Consider the following 16,120-nt stretch of genomic DNA (forward strand, 5'->3'; position numbering starts at 1 on the left):
CAAGCTGACATCACTACTTGAGGAGAACCACGTGCGCGTCTTCATCACCGGAGCATCGGGCTGGATCGGTTCGCACACCGTCGACGAGTTCCTCGCCCACGGGCACCAGGTCCTCGGCCTGGCGCGCTCCGACGCCTCCGCCGCCGCGCTGCAGGCCAAGGGGGCCGAGGTCCTGCGCGGCGACCTCGACGACCTCGACGCCCTGCGCCGCGGCGCGGAGTCCACCGAGGGCACCGTCCACCTCGCCAACAAGCACGACTTCGCGAACCCGGCCGTCTCCAACGCCGCCGAACGTGCTGCGGTGCAGACGATCGCGGACACCCTCGTGGGTTCCGACCGACCGTTCCTGATGGCCAGCGGCCTCGGTGGCATCGCCCGGGGCCGGGCCGGCACCGAGGACGACGTCAACCCCTCGTACGGCCTCGACTCCTTCCGGGGCGGGGCGGAGAACCTCGCCCTCGAGTACGCGCAGAAGGGGGTGCGGGTCCTGGCCGCCCGGTTCGCCCCGACCGTCCACGGCGCCGGGGACCACGGTTTCATCGCCGCCCTCGTCGCCGCCGCACGGGCGGCGGGTTCCTCCGGGTACGTCGGTGACGGCTCGAACCACTGGTCGGCGGTCCACGTCACCGACGCGGCCCGCATGGTCCGTCTCGCCGTCGAGGGTGCCCCCGCCGCCAGCGTCCTGCACTCCGTCGCCGAGGAGGGGATCACCACGAAGGAGATCGCCACCGCGATCGGCGCGGGGCTCGACCTCCCCGTGGTCCCCGTCGCCCCGGAAGCGGCCACCGACCACTTCGGCTGGATCGGGACGTTCTTCGCGCTCGACCTGCAGGCTTCCAGCCTCAGGACCCGGGCCCTGCTCGGCTGGGAACCGGCCGGTCCGACGCTGGGCGAGGACCTCGCCGGGGGTGGCTACTTCGCCTGAGGCCCGACAGGGTGGGGGCGTGAGCACCGTCGTCGAAGTGGCCGTGACCGAGGTCGACGGGGTGCGGGTCGCCCGCGCCGCCGGCGCGCACCGGGTGGAGTTGTGCGTGGCCCTGGAGGTCGGCGGTCTGACCCCGTCGCTCGGCCTCGTCGAACGGGCGGTCGAGGCTGCCGGACCGGTCGGGGTGCACGTCCTGCTCCGGCCCCGGCCGGGCGACTTCGTCCACGACGCGGACGACCTCGCGATCGTCCTGCGCGACGCCGGGACGGTGCTCGGGGCGGGCGCCGCGGGGATCGTCGTGGGGCCGCTGCGGTCCGACGGACGTCTCGACCTCGACGCCCTGCGTCGCCTCCGTGACGTCGCCGCGGGTGCGGAACTCACCGCCCACCGGGGTTTCGACGTGAACCCCGACGTCGAGTCCGGCGTCGAGGACCTCCTGGCCGTCGGTGCGGACCGCGTCCTCACGTCCGGGGGTGCGTCTTCCGCCCACGACGGGACCGACCGGATCGCCCGCGCCGTCGTGGCGGCGGCCGGCCGGCTCACGGTGATGGCGGGCGGCGGGGTGCGTCCCGGGCGGGTCCCGGACCTGGTGGCCGCCACCGGCGTGGGTGCCGTCCACCTCTCGGCCCGGTCGCTGCTGGCCGCCGACGCGGGGTTCGGGACCCGGTACCGGACCGATCCGGACCTCGTCACCGCGGCCGTGGGGGCGATGTCGTGACGCTGCCGATGCACGAGGACCAGGTCTACGTGAGTGCCGAGCTGGTGAGGCGGCTCGTGGCCGGGCAGTTCCCGCGCTGGCGGGACGAACCGGTCCGCGCCCTCGATGGACCGGGGACGGTGAACGCCGTGTTCCGGCTGGGGGAGCGGTGGGTGGTGCGGTTGCCGCTGCACCCCGGCGCGGCCGGGCTCGTGCGCCGCGAGGTCGAGGCCGCCCGCGAGCTCCTCGGGGTCACCCGGTTCCCCACCCCGGAACCGGTGGCACTCGGAGCGCCGGGGGAGGGGTACCCCTTCGAGTGGTCGGTCTTCACCTGGCTGCCGGGCACCACCGCGGACGAGGTCGATGTGGCCCACGGCGCGGAACTGGCCCGCGACCTCGCCGGGTTCGTCCGCGACGTGCGCTCCCTCCCGTTGCACGGCAGGCGCTTCACCGGTCCGGGTCGCGGGGGTGACCTGCACGCGCACGACGCGTGGATGGCCGAGTGCTTCGAGCGGAGCGAGGACCTCCGCGACCTCCTCGACGTCGCGCGGTTGCGGGCGCTGTGGTCGGGGTTCCGGCGGCTGCCGCACGTGTCGGCTGACGTCGTCGTGCACGGGGACCTCGTCCCGGGCAACGTGCTCGTCGCCGCGGGGCGCCTCGCCGGTGTCCTCGACGTCGGGGGCCTCGCGCCGGCGGACCCCGCGCTCGACCTGGTCGTCGGGTGGCACCTCTTCGACGACCCGGAGCGGGAGGAGTTCCGGACCGCGGTCGGGAGCGACGGGCTCGCCTGGGTCCGGTCGCAGGCGTGGGCGTTCCAGCAGGCGATGGGTCTCGTCTGGTACTACGAGGTCACGAACCCGCGGATGAGCGCGCTGGGGCGCTCGACGCTGGCCCGGATCGTGGCCGATCCGCTGGTCTGAGCCCGCGCCGGGCCCGGTTCCGGGGCGGTGAGGGGACCCTTCTCACCCGTCCGGCCCAGTGGGGTCTCACCCGCCCAGAAGCGGGTCGCTCTGCCACTGGGGGTAACCACAGAGTCGCTGGTTGAACACTCACGGTCACCGCGCCATGGTTGAGGTGTCGGGGCGAGCAGCCCCGCCCACCACTTCCCGGAACGCCTCGCCCCCTCGAACCCAGGAGCACCGCCGTGAGCAACGTCAACGAAACCCTGAAGAACGCCCTCGAGATCGAGGGTGCCATCGCGGCCCTGCTGGTCGACCACGAGTCCGGCATGACCCTGGGCTCCGCCGGGGGCGGCACCCTCGACCTCGAGGTCGCCGCCGCGGGGAACACCGACGTCGTGCGCGCCGAACTGCGCACCCTGGCCCGCCTGGGCCTGGACGACGCCCCCGAGGACATCCTCGTCACCCTCGGGACCCAGTTCCACCTGCTCCGCCTGCTGCAGAGCACGAACGGCCAGGGCCTGTTCCTCTACCTCGTGCTCGACCGCTCCCGCGCCAACCTCGCCATGGCCCGTCGCCTGCTGGCCGTCCTGGAGCGCGGCATCGAGCTCTGAGGCGGGCGACGACGGGTCAGTACTCCACGCGGAACCCGCTGATCAGCGTCACCGTGTTCCCGGCCGGGTCCCTCAGCGCGGACAACCGGACCCCCTTGCTCGCCTCGAGCACCTCGCCGGGCTGCAGTCCCCGCCCCCGGAGTTCGCTGAGCGCTTCGTCGAGGTCGGCGACGGCCAGGTTGACGGTCGTCGTCCCGGGGGAGCCGCCGGTGCGGAAGACCTGCAGCCACCCCGTGTTGGTGAGCCGCCACTCGACCAGGGTCTCCATGGGGCGGTTGTCGGGGACGCGGCCGAACAGGCGCGTGTACCAGTCGGTCGCCGCCGCCAGGTCGGTGACGGGTGCGACGGCCAGGACGTGGTCGATCCTCATGCCGGTCACGACCTCCCGCCGGCCCGGAACTCATCGCCCCCGGTCGTCAGGGCCGGGTGGGGGCGAGGAACTCCGCCAGCACGCGGACCACGAACGCGTGGTCCTCGGCCTGGGGCAGCCCCGAGGCCGCGACGGACCCGACGACGCCCACCCCGCGCACCCGCAGCGGGAACGCCCCACCGTGCGCGGCGAACTCGCGGGGGTCCAGCCGCGCGTCCACGTCGAAGTCGGCCCCGCTGAGGCGCCACCGCGTCCCCACCAGGAAGGACGAGTGGCCGAAGGCGTCCACGACGTTCATCTTGCGCTGCAGCCAGCGGTCGTTGTCCGCGGCGGAACCGGGCAACGCGGCGTGGAAGAGGCGTTGACCGTTGCGGCGGATCGCGAGCGCCAGCGGCAGTCCCTCGGCCCGCCCGCGCTGCACGAGCAGCGAACCGAGGCGCCACGCGTCGTCCTCGTCGAACCGGTCCAGGACCAGTTCCTCCTCGTCGGCGGTGAGGCGGGCGAGCAGGTCGGCGTCGTTCACGGGACTCCCCAGGGATCGCGGTGGCTGCGGGTACCCGGTGATCCTCTCGCGCGGCCGCGCCGGCCGCCTCGTCGGAGGGGTGGAGGGTCGCGTGAGGTTACTTTGTCTTGACATCTTGACGAGCAGCCGCTTACGGTTCCGGCCGAGGTGCATCCGGAACGAAGGAGTTCTCCCGTGTCGACCACCCAGGGCCAGTCGGCCCCGTCCGGACGAGGAGCGGGGACGGCGCTGCCGCCCCTGAGCGCAGGTCCGTACCGCCGCAGGCTCGGGGTGGTGGCCCTCGTCGCGACGTTCGGCGGCCTGCTCTTCGGCTACGACACGAGCGTCATCAACGGGGCCCTCGACCCGATGGTCGAGGAGCTCGGGCTCACCGCGTTCACCGAGGGGGTCGTCACCAGTTCGCTCCTCTTCGGCGCCGCCGTCGGTGCGATCACCGGTGGACGGCTCTCCGACGCGTGGGGCCGGCGCAAGGCCATCCTGCTGATGTCGGCGTTCTTCTTCGTCGGCGCCCTGGTCTGCGTGTTCGCGCCGACCTTCGCGGTCATGGTCGTCGGCCGCGTCCTCCTCGGCCTGGCGGTCGGGGCCGCCTCGACGGTGGTGCCGGTGTTCCTGGCCGAACTCGCGCCCTACGAGATCCGCGGGTCCCTGTCGGGACGCAACGAGATGATGATCGTCATCGGCCAGCTGGCCGCGTTCGTCGTCAACGCGATCGTCGGCAACGTGTGGGGCGAGTACGGCGGGGTCTGGCGCATCATGCTGGCCTTCGTCACCCTGCCCGCGATCGCGCTCTTCGTCGGGATGCTGCGGGTGCCGGAGTCCCCGCGCTGGCTGATCGACCACGGCAAGTTCGACGAGGCCGTCGAGGTCCTGCGCGAACTCCGTCCCGCCGGCCGGGCGGAGGCCGAGGCGCGCCAGATCGTCGACGCCACGTGGGAGGACTCCAAGCGCGTCGCCCTGGACTGGCGCCAGATCCTGTCCAACCGGTGGTTGCGGCGGATCCTGCTGATCGGCATCGGACTCGGTGTGGCGCAGCAGCTCACGGGGATCAACTCGATCATGTACTACGGCCAGGCCATCCTGAAGGAGGCCGGGTTCGACGACAGCACGGCGCTCATCGTGAACATCGCGCCCGGGATCATCGCCGTCGTCGGCGCGCTCATCGCGCTGCGGATGATGGACAGCTTCTCCCGCCGGAAGACGTTCGTCATCGGCTACACCCTGACGACCGTCTGCCACCTGTTGATCGGTGCGGCGTCGCTGGCCCTGCCGGTGGGCAACGCCCTGCGTCCGTGGGTGATCCTGTTCCTCGTGGTGGCCTTCGTCGGGTCGATGCAGACGTTCCTCAACGTGGCCACCTGGGTCACCCTGTCCGAGATCTTCCCGCAGAAGATGCGGGCGCTCGGCATGGGGACGTCGGTGTTCGTCCTGTGGCTGACCAACGCGTTCCTGGGGTTGTACTTCCCGACGCTGGTCGCGTCCGTCGGCATCACCGGGTGCTTCTTCGGTTTCGCCGTCATCAACCTGCTGGCCCTGGTGTTCGTGCACACCCAGGTCCCGGAGACCCGCGGCCGGACGCTGGAGGAACTCGAGGACGCGGTCACCTCGGGCCGGATCTACGACAAGGAGGTGCGCGACTTCGCCAGCTGATCGACGAGCTGCGAGGTCGTGCGACGCACCACGACGTCGATCGTGCCCTCCGCCCCGTCGAGCCAGGCCTGGACGGCGGTGTGCATGAGGGCCGTGCTGATCCCCGCGGCCAGCGCGGCTTCCTCCCGGGCCACCCCGTGGTCCAGGAGGCCGCGCTGGACGGTCGCGGTGAGGGCGGCGCGTTTGCGCAGTTCCCGTTCGACGAGCCCCTCGTCGGAGGCCACCAGGCCGCGGCGCAGCCGGAGTTCCTCGCGGCGGTCGCCGAACATCGCCAGCGCCACGCCGGGCAGGTCGGCCAGCAGGCGGGGCAGGGCCCCGTCGGAGAGGTCGGCCGTGGCCAGGTGGCCCGCGACGGAGGCGAGGACCTCGTCCTCGCCGGCGAAGAACACCTCGCGCTTGTCGGCGTAGTGCCGGAAGAACGTCCGCGTGGTGAGGCCGGCCCGCGCGGTGATCTGCGGCACCGTCGTCTCCGCGAAACCCTGCTCGACGAAGAGCTCGAGGGCAGCGCGCTCCAGACGTTCCCGCGTCCCCGGTTCCCATCGGCCCACCCCGTCATCGTACGGGGATGACACGGCATGTCATCACGGCTATGGTCATGACACGCCATGTCATCAGGAGGAACACGTGAGTGCAGAGGTGTGGGTCCTCGGGGCCACCGGCCGGGTCGGTCGACGGGTCGCGCAGCACGTCGCGGCGACGGGGCGTCCCGTCGTCCTGGTCGGCCGCGACCGCGGTCGGTTGGAGGCGCTCGGGATCAGCGGTGACGTCCGGGTCCTCGAGGCCGACACGCCCCGTGCGCTGGCGGCGATCGCCCAGGCGGGGCCGGCCGTCGTGGTGAACACCGTCGGCCCGTTCCTGGAGACCGCGGGCCCGGTGCTGGACGCCTGCCCGCCCGGCACGCACTACGTCGACGTCGGCAACGAACCCGATGCGCTGCAGGAGGTCCTGGACCGTCACGACGCCCTCGTGGCCACCGGGCGGACCGCGGTGGGCTGTGCCGGGTTCGGGGTGCTCGGCACCCAGGCCGCCCTCGGGGCGGCCCTCGCCGGACAGGAGGGGCGCGGGGTCCCGAGCCGGGTGCGGATCGACGCGATCGCCTCCGTCGCGGGTGAGGAGGGGCGGCTGGGCGAGGCGCTGGCCCGCACGATCGTCCGCGGGTTCTCCGAGGCCGGCACCCTCGGACGCGAGCCCGAACGCGTCGCCACCCCCGACGGCGACTCCGTCGTCACCGGGACCCTGCCGTCGGGGGAACTGCTCGCCGCCCGACGGCTGAGCCGTACCGACGACGTCACCGCGGCCTCGGCGCTCGTCCCCACCGGGGTCCCGGCCGGGGTGCTGCGCGCCCTCGCGCCGGTGCTGGCGACGCGGCCCGTCTCCCGGGTGGCGGCCCGTGCGCTGGCCCGGATCCGGATGAAGGCCACTCCGCGCCCGCGCGCCCACACCTGGGCCCGGGCCCGCGTCGGGTGGCCCGACGGCACGACCCGCACGGCGTGGCTGCGGGCCGAGGAGGCCATGGACTTCACGGTCGCCGCCGCGACCGAGGTCGCGCTGCGGCTCGCGGCCGGGGAAGGACGACCGGGGGCCTTCACCCCGGTCGAACTCTTCGGGACCGGACTCGCGGAGGCCGCCGGCGCGGTGCTGATCGACGGCTGAGCGTCAGCGGTCGACGAGGGTGACCTCGAACGCGTAGCGGCTGGCCCGGTAGACGTGGCGGCCGTACTCGACGACGCGGCCCGAGTCGTCGTGGGTCGTGCGTTCCATCGTCAGCAGCGGCGCACCCCGGCGCTCGTCGAGCAGCGAACACTCCTCGGCGTTGCCCCGGCGGGCCCCGATCCGTTGCCGCGCAACGCGCATCCCCACCCCGCGGCTGCGCAGCAACTGGTACATGCCGCGTTCGGTGAGGGCCTCCAGCGTCAGGTCGGTGTAGGGGGCGGGCAGCCAGTTCTCCAGCACCGCGAGGGGTTCACCGCCGGAGGTCCGCAGCCGGCGCAGGTGCAGGACGGGGGTCCCGGGGGCGATCGCGAGACTGCCGGCCACGTCGTCGGCGGCGCCGTCCATCTCGTGCAGCAGGACCTGCGTCGCCGGGTGCTGTCCCGACTGCACCAGGTCGTCGTGCAGGCTGGTCAGCTCGACGGGGCGGGTCACCTGACCGTGCACGACCTGGGTGCCGACGCCGCGCTTGCGGACCAGCAGGCCCTTGTCGACCAGTTGCTGGATCGCGCGACGCATCGTCGGGCGGGACAGCCCGAGCTGGTCGGCCAGGTGGATCTCGTTGTCGAGCCGGGAACCCGGGGGGAGCTTGCCACCCTCGATGGCCTGCTCGATCTGGCGGGCGACCTGGAAGTACAGGGGGACCGGGCTCGAGCGGTCCAGGTCGTAGAACAGATCGTTCACCACAGCTCCGAACGTCGCGATGGGCGGCGCAGCTACATCGCCGTGCCGCCGAGCCGTCATCGTAGCCGTCCGGAGGTGTGCACGTCAGGAGGTTCGTTTGTCCTGACAAAGCTTGACACGGAGGCCTCCTGCGGAGCACGCTCGTCCCTGCCACCGCGCCGCTGCGGCCCGGAACGGCACAGATCATCCGGACTGGGAGGGGACCTCGCGTGAGCAACACGGCCGCGCTGGACGTCGTGACCATGGGCAGGGTCGGCGTCGACCTCTACCCGTTGCAGGACAACACGGGCCTCGAGGACGTCGAGACCTTCGGGAAGTACCTGGGAGGCAGTGCGACCAACGTCGCCGTCGCCGCCGCCCGGCACGGTCGCGCCGCGGCCGTCATCACCCGCACGGGTCACGACGCCTTCGGGACGTTCATCCACAAGGCGCTCGCGGACTTCGGGGTCTCCGACCGGTTCGTCTCAGGGGTCGACGGGCTCAACACGCCCCTGGCGTTCTGCGAGATGTACCCGCCCGACCACTTCCCGCTGCTCTTCTACCGTCAGCCCACCGCGCCGGACCTGCAGATCCGCGCCGAGGAACTCGACCTCGACGCCGTCCGCGCGGCCGGCATCTTCTGGGCCACGGTCACGGGACTCTCCGAGGAACCCAGCCGCGGGGCGCACTTCGCCGCCTGGCAGGCCCGCGGACGCGCCCCGCTCACCGTGCTCGACCTCGACTACCGCCCGATGTTCTGGTCCTCCCCGGCCGAGGCGACCGAACAGGTCCAGCGTGCGCTGCAGCACGTGACCGTCGCCGTCGGCAACAAGGAGGAGTGCGAGGTCGCCGTGGGCGAGACGGAACCCCGCAGGGCCGCCGAGGCGCTGCTGGCCGCCGGGGTCGAGATCGCCATCGTCAAGCAGGGACCCAAGGGCGTGCTCGGCGCGACCCGCGGCCCCAACGGGACCGAGTTCGTCGAGGTCCCGCCGACCCCGGTCGAGGTCGTCAACGGGCTCGGCGCCGGCGACGGGTTCGGCGGTGCGCTCTGCCACGGCCTGCTCTCCGGCTGGGACCTCGAGAAGGTCCTGCGCTTCGCCAACGCCGCCGGCGCCATCGTCGCCACCCGGCGCGAGTGCTCCACCGCCATGCCGTTCACCTCCGAGGTGGAGGCCCTGCTCGAGGAGGTCGCTGCCCGTGCCTGACCAGTTCGCGAAGGACTACGCCGAGGTCTCGGAGATCCGCGCGCGCCACCCCGAACGCATCCTCGAGCTCTCCCGGGCGCGGCGGCGACGTCCGGTGCTGGGGTCCGACGGTCGCCTCATGGTCATCGCCGCCGACCACCCCGCCCGCGGGGCCAACGGCGTCGGCGGCAACGCCATGGCGATGGCCGACCGGACCGAACTCCTCGACCGGTTGCAGGTGGCGCTCGCCGTCCCCGGCGTCGACGGCCTCCTCGGGTCCGCCGACATCATCGAGGACCTCACCCTCCTCGGGGCGCTGGAGGACAAGGTCGTCTTCGGGTCGATGAACCGCGGTGGCCTGCAGGGGGCCGCGTTCGAACTCGACGACCGCTTCACCGGCTACGACGCGCAGGCCATCGAGGACATGAACCTCGACGGCGGCAAGTTCCTCACCCGCATCGCCCTCGACGACGCCGGCACCCTGCCGACGCTGACGGCCTCGGCCGACGCCATCAGCGAACTCGCCGCCCGCAGGCTCATCGCGATGATCGAACCCTTCTGGTCGCGCAACGAGGGCGGCAAGGTCGTCCACGACCTCAGCGCCGAGGGGGTCATCAAGTCCGTCAACGTGGCCCAGGCCCTGGGGCGCACGACGGCGTACACCTGGCTCAAGATCCCCGTCGTCGACGACATGGAACGCGTCATGGAGTCCACCACCCTGCCGACCCTGCTGCTCGGCGGGGACCCGGCGACCTCCCCGGAGGAGACCTTCGCGACGTGGCGCAAGGCGCTCGCGCTGCCGTCGGTGCGCGGCCTCACGGTGGGCCGGACGTTGCTCTACCCGCCGGACGGTGACGTCGCCACCGCCGTCAAGACCGCCGTCTCGCTCGTCCGTTGAGGAGTCTCCCGTGACCGATCTCCACGTTCCCGCCGGTAGCGCGGGGGCCGACGGCTTCGACCTGGTCGTGACGCCGGAGTCGGCGGGCTGGGGGTTCTCCGGCCTGCGCACCCTGACCCTGACGCCCGGCGCCCGGCACACCTTCGCCACCGGTGCGGACGAACTGCTCGTCCTGCCGCTGTCGGGTTCCTGCTCGGTGACGGTCGAGGGGGAGACGCTCGAACTCCACGGCCGCACCGGGGTCTTCGACGGGGTCAGCGACTTCGCCTACGTCGGCCGCGACAGCGAGCTGAGCGTCCACAGCGCCGCAGGCGGCGTGTTCTCGTTCCCGGGCGCACGGGCGTCACGCCGCCTGCCCTTCCGCTACGGCCCGGCCTCGGGGGTTCCCGTCGAACTGCGCGGGGCCGGGCAGTGCAGCCGTCAGGTCAACAACTTCGCCACCCCGGCGGCGTTCGAGACCGACAAGCTCATCGCCTGCGAGGTCATCACCCCCGGCGGCAACTGGTCGTCCTACCCGCCGCACCGCCACGACCGGACCAGCGACGTGGAGAGCGACCTCGAGGAGATCTACTACTACGAGTTCCGCGCGCTGGCCCCGGCCGGTGTGCCGACCGTTCCCGGCGGCGTGGGGTTCCAGCAGGTCTACGGCGACGTCGACGACCCCGCGCGACCGATCGAGGTGCTGGAGGAGGTCCGGTCCGGAGACGTCGTGCTGATCCCGCACGGCTGGCACGGGCCCTCGGTGGCCAACCCCGCCTACGACATGTACTACCTGAACGTCATGGCCGGACCGGAGACGGAACGGGCCTGGAAGATCTGCGACGATCCCGCCCACGGTTGGGTGCGATCGACCTGGGAACAGCAGCCGGTCGACCCCCGGCTGCCCTTCTACTCCACCCCGACGGGCGCCAGTCCCGTACCCCGCTGAGAACTGAGAGATCGAGATGAGTGCGGTTCCCCCCAACCCGACGGTGCAGACGGTGCGGTTGACGGTCTCGCAGGCCGTCGTGCGGTTCCTGCAGGCCCAGTTCAGCGAACGCGACGGCGTCCGTCAGCAGTTCTTCGGCGGCGTCTTCGGCATCTTCGGTCACGGCAACGTGGCCGGGATCGGGCAGGCCCTGCTGGAGGCCGAGGTCGGCACGCCGGACTGGAACCCGCCGGCGCAGCTGCGGTACATGACCGGTCGTAACGAGCAGGCCATGGTCCACGCCGCCGTGGGTTTCGCCCGCCAGCAGGACCGGCTGCAGACCCTCGCCGTGACGGCGTCGGTCGGCCCGGGGTCCACGAACATGCTGACCGGTGCCGCGCTCGCGACGGTCAACCGGATCCCCGTCCTGCTGCTGCCCAGCGACGTGTTCGCGACCCGGGTCGCCTCGCCGGTGCTGCAGGAGCTCGAACAGCCCTACGGCTACGACGTGTCGGTCAACGACGCGTTCCGACCGCTGTCGAAGTTCTTCGACCGGGTCTGGCGTCCCGAGCAGCTCCCCTCGGCGCTGCTGGGCGCGATGCGCGTGCTGACCGACCCGGCGGAGACGGGGGCGGCGACGATCTGCCTTCCCGAGGACCTGCAGGCCGAGGCCTGGGACTTCCCGGTGGAGCTGTTCCGGGAACGGACCTGGCGCATCGCCCGGCCCGTCCCGGAGAAGGTCGTGATCGCCGAGGCCGCGGAACTCATCCGCTCCGCGAAGGCGCCGCTGGTCGTCGCGGGGGGTGGGGTCGTGTACTCGCGGGCCACCGAGGCGCTCAAGGCGTTCGTGGAGGCCACCGGCATCCCCGTCGGGCAGTCGCAGGCGGGCAAGGGGGCGATCCGCTACGACCACCCGTTGTCGCTGGGGGCCATCGGGTCCACCGGGACGACGGCCGCGAACGAGATCGCCGCGGAGGCCGACGTCGTGATCGGCATCGGTACCCGCTACTCCGACTTCACGACGGCCTCCCGGACGGTGTTCCAGAACCCCGACGTGAAGTTCGTGAACGTGAACGTCGCCTCCCTCGACGCGGTCAAGCACGCCGGCCTCCCTGTCCAGGCGGACGCCCGGGAGGCCCTCGAGGCCCTCACCGCCGCGCTGGAGGACTTCTCGACCCCCGACGCCTACCGCGAGCGTGCGGCCCGGCTGAACCGGGAGTGGGACGCCGTGGTGGAGGAGTTCTTCCACTCCGGGAGAGGTGAGGAGACGGGGTTGCTGGCCCAGGCCGAGGTCATCGGCGCCGTCGACGAGGTGGCCGGGGACCGCGACGTCGTGGTGTGCGCCGCGGGTTCGCTGCCCGGTGACCTGCACTGCATGTGGCGCAGCCGCGACCCGAAGCAGTACCACGTCGAGTACGGCTTCTCCTGCATGGGCTACGAGATCCCCGGTGGGATCGGGGTGGCCCTCGCCGCGCCGGACCGGGACGTGTTCATCACGGTCGGGGACGGTTCCTACCTGATGATGCCGACCGAACTCGTGACAGCGGTCCAGGAGGACGTGAAGCTCATCGTCGTCCTGCTGCAGAACCACGGTTTCGCCTCGATCGGCGCGTTGTCCGAGCAGCACGGTTCGCAGCGCTACGGGACGAAGTACCGCCGGCGTGCGGAGTCCGGTCGTCTCGAGGGCGCGAAGCTCCCCGTGGACCTCGCGGCGAACGTCGAGAGCCTCGGGATCCGGACGCTGCGCGCCGGGACCCGCAAGGAGCTCGTGGCGGCCCTCCAGGACGCCAAGGCGTCCACGGAGTCGACCTGCGTGTACGTCGAGACCGACCTCTACTCCGAGGCCCCCGACGGGGGCGGCTGGTGGGACGTCCCGGTCTCTGAGGTGTCGCGCCTGGAGTCCACCCGCACCGCGCGCACCTGGTACGAGGGGAAGAAGGAGGCGCAACGCCCGCTCCTCTGACGTCACGTCCCCCCGGGTAAGCACTTACCCGGGGGGACGTTCGTCGTCCGGGCCCCGGTGGGGCCGGGTGCCGCTTCTCCTGAGGTCGCGGAGAGGTAAGTATGTAACGACAATCGCTTGACAGTTCGCGCGTTCACGCGCGACAGTTTCCGCAGTCGCCCTCCCCGCCGGGACGGCGACGCACGACGACGTGGAGGAACTTCCCCATGGGCCGCACCCCGACAACAGGCGCCGTGACCATCGGCACCGCTCCGGACTCCTGGGGCGTCTGGTTCGCCGAGGACCCGCTGCAGACCCCAGCCGCCCGCTTCCTCGACGAGGTCGTCGACGCCGGCTACGAGTGGATCGAGCTGGGGCCGTACGGCTACCTCCCGACCGACCCCGCCGAACTCTCCGACGAGCTCGAGAAGCGCCGGCTCAAGGTGTCCGCCGGCACGATCTTCGCCGCCCTGCACCGCCCCGACCACTACGACGAGGCGTGGGCGCAGGTCGAGCAGGTCGCCAAGCTCACCCAGGCCATGGGCGGCACCCACCTCGTGGTGATCCCCGGCCAGTGGCGCAGCGACAAGACCGGCGAGCAGATCGAACCGCGCGAACTCGACGAGGACGGCTGGGCCCGCCTCGCCGCCGGCATGGACCGCCTCGGCCGGGACGTGCGCAACGGGTACGGCCTGCAGATCGCGGTCCACTCCCACGCCGACACCCACATCGACACCCACGCCGAGGTCGACCGGTTCCTCGAACTGACCGACCCCGACGTGGTGAAGCTCTGCCTCGACACCGGGCATGTGTCGTACTCCGGTGGCGACAACCTGAAGATCATCGCCGACCACCCCGACCGGATCGCCTACGTCCACCTCAAGCAGGTGGACCCGGCGATCGTCGCCAGGGTGAAGGCCGAGGACCTCCCGTTCGGCGAGGCCGTCAAGCTGGGCGCCATGGTCGAGCCGCCGCACGGGATCCCGGCCATGCCGCCGATCCTCGAGGCGCTCGAGGGCCTCGGCCGCGACCTCTTCGCGATCGTCGAGCAGGACCTCTACCCGGTGGCCTTCGACGCACCCCTGCCGATCGCCACCCGCACCCGCACGTACCTCAACTCCTGCCGCTAGACCTTCGCCGTTCGAACGTCGGATCGGCTCGGCACACCAGAGAGGAACGGATCGATGGAGATTCGCACTGCGACGGGGAGCGTGACCCCGTGAGTCACAGCGTGCAGAGCGCCACGGGACAGGAACCCCCGACCACGCACTCGGGGGGGAAGGCCACCTCGGCCGACGACCGCGTCCAGCGCCGATCGGCGCTGGCCTCGCTGGTCTCCCGTCCCGAGATCGGGTCGCTCATCGGAGCGATCGCCCTGCTCGTGCTGTTCCTCGCCGTGGCCCCGACGCTGCGTTCGGGCGCGAGCATCTTCACCGTGCTCTACTCCAGCTCCACGATCGGCATCATGGCCGTCAGCGTGGCGCTGCTGATGATCGGCGGGGAGTTCGACCTCTCCGCCGGTGTCGCGGTGACGACGGCGTCGTTGACGGCGGCGACCACGGCCTACCAGCTGCACCTGAACATCTGGGTCGGCGTGCTGATCTCGCTCGTCGTGGCCCTGGCCGTCGGTCTCTTCAACGGCTGGCTCTTCGTGCGGACGGGGTTGCCGAGCTTCATCATCACCCTCGGGTCGTTCTTCATGCTGACCGGTCTGAACCTGGGCGTGACGAAGGTCGTCTCCGGCGGGGTGTCCTCGCCGACGATCACCGACATGGCCGGGTACTCCTCGGCCAGGGCGTTCTTCAACTACTCCCTGCCGGTGGGCAACGGGCTGCGGGTGCCGATCATCTTCTGGGTCGTCCTCGTGGTCGTGGCGACGTGGATCCTGCTGCGGACCCGGGTCGGGAACTGGATCTTCGCCGCCGGCGGGGACCCGGCCGCGGCCCGCGCGGTCGGTGTCCCGGTGAAGGCGGTGAAGATCGGCCTGTTCATGGGCGTCGGGTTCACGGCGTGGCTGCTGGGGATGCACAACCTGTTCGCCTACTCCAACGTCCAGTCGGGCAACGGCGTCGGCAACGAACTGTTCTACATCATCGCGGCCGTCGTCGGCGGTTGCCTGATGACCGGTGGGTACGGCTCCGCGATCGGTGCCGCGATCGGCGCGCTGATCTACGGGGTCGTCACCAACGGCATCGTCTACGCGGGGTGGAACGCGGACTGGAACAAGCTGTTCCTGGGCGCGATGCTCGTCATCGCGACCGTGGTCAACCTCGTGGTGAAGAACCAGGCGGCGAAGAGGTGAACGCGATGACAGGTTCCGACAGCGGCCAGCAGGCTCCCAACCAGGAGATCCTGCGCCTGGACGACGTGGGCAAGAAGTACGGCAACGTGCACGCGCTCCGGGGCGTCACGTTGTCCGTGCGCCAGGGCGAGATCACCTGCGTGCTGGGGGACAACGGCGCCGGGAAGTCCACGCTCATCAAGATCATCGCCGGGTTGCACACGCACTCCGACGGGGTCCTCACCGTGAACGGTGAGGAGGTGCACTTCTCCTCCCCGCGCGACTCGCTGGAACGGGGCATCGCGACGGTCTACCAGGACCTGGCGCTGGTGCCGCTGATGTCGATCTGGCGAAACTTCTTCCTCGGTCAGGAGATGCGCAAGGGCTGGGGTCCCTTCGCCAGCCTGGACGTGAAGTCGATGGTGCGGATCACCGGCGAGGAACTGACCAAGATGGGCATCTCGGTGCCCGACCTGGACCGGCCGGTGGGGGCGCTCTCCGGGGGGCAGCGCCAGTGCATCGCGATCGCCCGGGCGATCTACTTCGGGGCGAAGGTGCTGATCCTGGACGAGCCGACGGCCGCGCTGGGCGTCAAGCAGTCCGGGGTGGTGCTCAAGTACGTCGCGAAGGCCCGTGACGCGGGACTCGGGGTCATCTTCATCACCCACAACCCCCACCACGCGTACCTCGTCGGCAACCACTTCGTGATCCTCAACCGCGGCAACGTGTCCCTGGACTCCTCCCGCGCGGAGATCTCGCTGGACCAGCTGACCAACGAGATGGCCGGGGGCGCCGAGCTCGAAGCCCTCAGCCACGAACTGTCGGCCGTCACCGCGGCGACCGACAAGCTCTGACCCCGA

General features: G+C 71.6%; 17 protein-coding genes. 13 read left to right on the top strand and 4 right to left on the bottom strand.

All coding sequences use genetic code 11. The annotated features are described in order from the left end of the window. Positions 1-31 precede the first annotated feature (31 nt). From SJY07_RS16825 to SJY07_RS16840, 4 genes are all read left to right on the top strand, one after another. A complete protein-coding gene (locus SJY07_RS16825) occupies positions 32-925 on the top strand; it encodes an SDR family oxidoreductase (RefSeq protein WP_380160647.1) in 894 nt (297 codons plus the stop codon). Positions 926-944: 19 nt separating this feature from the next. Continuing rightward, on the top strand, positions 945-1,643 hold the full coding sequence (locus SJY07_RS16830) for a copper homeostasis protein CutC (protein WP_380160649.1): 699 nt from the start codon (positions 945-947) through the stop codon (positions 1,641-1,643). Between the two features lie 8 nt (positions 1,644-1,651). Further along, the gene (locus tag SJY07_RS16835) at positions 1,652-2,542 is read left to right on the top strand and encodes an aminoglycoside phosphotransferase family protein (RefSeq protein WP_380162380.1); all 891 of its coding nucleotides are present in this window, start codon (positions 1,652-1,654) and stop codon (positions 2,540-2,542) included. A gap of 224 nt (positions 2,543-2,766) precedes the next feature. Continuing rightward, positions 2,767-3,135, top strand: coding sequence for a hypothetical protein (locus tag SJY07_RS16840; RefSeq protein WP_380160651.1), 369 nt, complete (start codon positions 2,767-2,769; stop codon positions 3,133-3,135). 16 nt (positions 3,136-3,151) lie between these two features. Here SJY07_RS16840 and SJY07_RS16845 read toward each other — a convergent pair whose 3' ends face one another. Then, entirely contained in the window at positions 3,152-3,505 is a 354-nt protein-coding gene (locus SJY07_RS16845) for a VOC family protein (protein ID WP_380160653.1), read from the bottom strand. Positions 3,506-3,551: 46 nt separating this feature from the next. Further along, positions 3,552-4,028: a heme-degrading domain-containing protein gene (locus SJY07_RS16850; protein WP_380160655.1), complete on the bottom strand. Its 477-nt coding sequence runs from the start codon at positions 4,026-4,028 to the stop codon at positions 3,552-3,554. Positions 4,029-4,202: 174 nt separating this feature from the next. On the opposite strand from SJY07_RS16850, the gene SJY07_RS16855 reads away from it, so the two are divergent. Then, positions 4,203-5,675, top strand: a complete 1,473-nt coding sequence (locus SJY07_RS16855) for a sugar porter family MFS transporter (RefSeq protein ID WP_380160657.1) — start codon at positions 4,203-4,205, stop codon at positions 5,673-5,675. Here the strand turns inward: SJY07_RS16855 and SJY07_RS16860 are convergent. Then, entirely contained in the window at positions 5,642-6,223 is a 582-nt protein-coding gene (locus SJY07_RS16860; protein WP_380160658.1) for a TetR/AcrR family transcriptional regulator, read from the bottom strand. The two genes, SJY07_RS16855 and SJY07_RS16860, sit on opposite strands and share 34 nt — an antisense overlap. A 76-nt stretch (positions 6,224-6,299) precedes the next feature. Between SJY07_RS16860 and SJY07_RS16865 the strand changes: the two genes are divergently transcribed. Then, positions 6,300-7,328, top strand: a complete 1,029-nt coding sequence (locus SJY07_RS16865; protein WP_380160660.1) for a saccharopine dehydrogenase NADP-binding domain-containing protein — start codon at positions 6,300-6,302, stop codon at positions 7,326-7,328. A gap of 3 nt (positions 7,329-7,331) precedes the next feature. Here SJY07_RS16865 and SJY07_RS16870 read toward each other — a convergent pair whose 3' ends face one another. Continuing rightward, positions 7,332-8,069 (bottom strand): GntR family transcriptional regulator, encoded by a 738-nt coding sequence (locus tag SJY07_RS16870; protein ID WP_380162382.1) that lies wholly within the window; start codon positions 8,067-8,069, stop codon positions 7,332-7,334. A 242-nt stretch (positions 8,070-8,311) separates the two neighbouring features. Between SJY07_RS16870 and iolC the strand changes: the two genes are divergently transcribed. The 7 genes from iolC (at position 8,312) to SJY07_RS16905 (ending at position 16,114) form a co-directional block, all read left to right on the top strand. Then, positions 8,312-9,253, top strand: a complete 942-nt coding sequence (gene iolC, locus SJY07_RS16875) for a 5-dehydro-2-deoxygluconokinase (protein WP_380162384.1) — start codon at positions 8,312-8,314, stop codon at positions 9,251-9,253. Beyond that, positions 9,246-10,130 (top strand): deoxyribose-phosphate aldolase, encoded by an 885-nt coding sequence (locus SJY07_RS16880; RefSeq protein ID WP_328293068.1) that lies wholly within the window; start codon positions 9,246-9,248, stop codon positions 10,128-10,130. Before iolC ends, SJY07_RS16880 begins: the two co-directional genes overlap by 8 nt. A gap of 10 nt (positions 10,131-10,140) precedes the next feature. Beyond that, positions 10,141-11,058: a 5-deoxy-glucuronate isomerase gene (gene iolB / locus SJY07_RS16885; RefSeq protein WP_380160663.1), complete on the top strand. Its 918-nt coding sequence runs from the start codon at positions 10,141-10,143 to the stop codon at positions 11,056-11,058. 16 nt (positions 11,059-11,074) lie between these two features. Then, complete coding sequence (iolD, locus tag SJY07_RS16890; RefSeq protein ID WP_328293066.1) at positions 11,075-13,000, top strand: 3D-(3,5/4)-trihydroxycyclohexane-1,2-dione acylhydrolase (decyclizing); 1,926 nt, start codon at positions 11,075-11,077, stop codon at positions 12,998-13,000. A 206-nt stretch (positions 13,001-13,206) separates the two neighbouring features. Continuing rightward, positions 13,207-14,109, top strand: a complete 903-nt coding sequence (locus SJY07_RS16895; RefSeq protein WP_328293065.1) for a TIM barrel protein — start codon at positions 13,207-13,209, stop codon at positions 14,107-14,109. A gap of 191 nt (positions 14,110-14,300) precedes the next feature. Then, entirely contained in the window at positions 14,301-15,281 is a 981-nt protein-coding gene (locus tag SJY07_RS16900) for an ABC transporter permease (RefSeq protein ID WP_380162386.1), read from the top strand. 5 nt (positions 15,282-15,286) lie between these two features. Next, a complete protein-coding gene (locus tag SJY07_RS16905) occupies positions 15,287-16,114 on the top strand; it encodes an ATP-binding cassette domain-containing protein (RefSeq protein WP_328293063.1) in 828 nt (275 codons plus the stop codon). Positions 16,115-16,120 lie beyond the last annotated feature (6 nt).

The sequence above is a fragment of the Kineococcus sp. R86509 genome, from assembly GCF_042466365.1.
Lineage (GTDB): Bacteria > Actinomycetota > Actinomycetes > Actinomycetales > Kineococcaceae > Kineococcus.

Coding starts and splice junctions, on each gene's coding strand:
- SJY07_RS16835 (WP_380162380.1), top strand. CDS start 1,652: ATGCACGAGGACCAGGTCTACGTGAGTGCCGAGCTGGTGAGGCGGCTC.
- SJY07_RS16845 (WP_380160653.1), bottom strand. CDS start 3,505: ATGAGGATCGACCACGTCCTGGCCGTCGCACCCGTCACCGACCTGGCG.
- iolC (WP_380162384.1), top strand. CDS start 8,312: ATGGGCAGGGTCGGCGTCGACCTCTACCCGTTGCAGGACAACACGGGC.
- iolD (WP_328293066.1), top strand. CDS start 11,075: ATGAGTGCGGTTCCCCCCAACCCGACGGTGCAGACGGTGCGGTTGACG.
- SJY07_RS16895 (WP_328293065.1), top strand. CDS start 13,207: ATGGGCCGCACCCCGACAACAGGCGCCGTGACCATCGGCACCGCTCCG.
- SJY07_RS16905 (WP_328293063.1), top strand. CDS start 15,287: ATGACAGGTTCCGACAGCGGCCAGCAGGCTCCCAACCAGGAGATCCTG.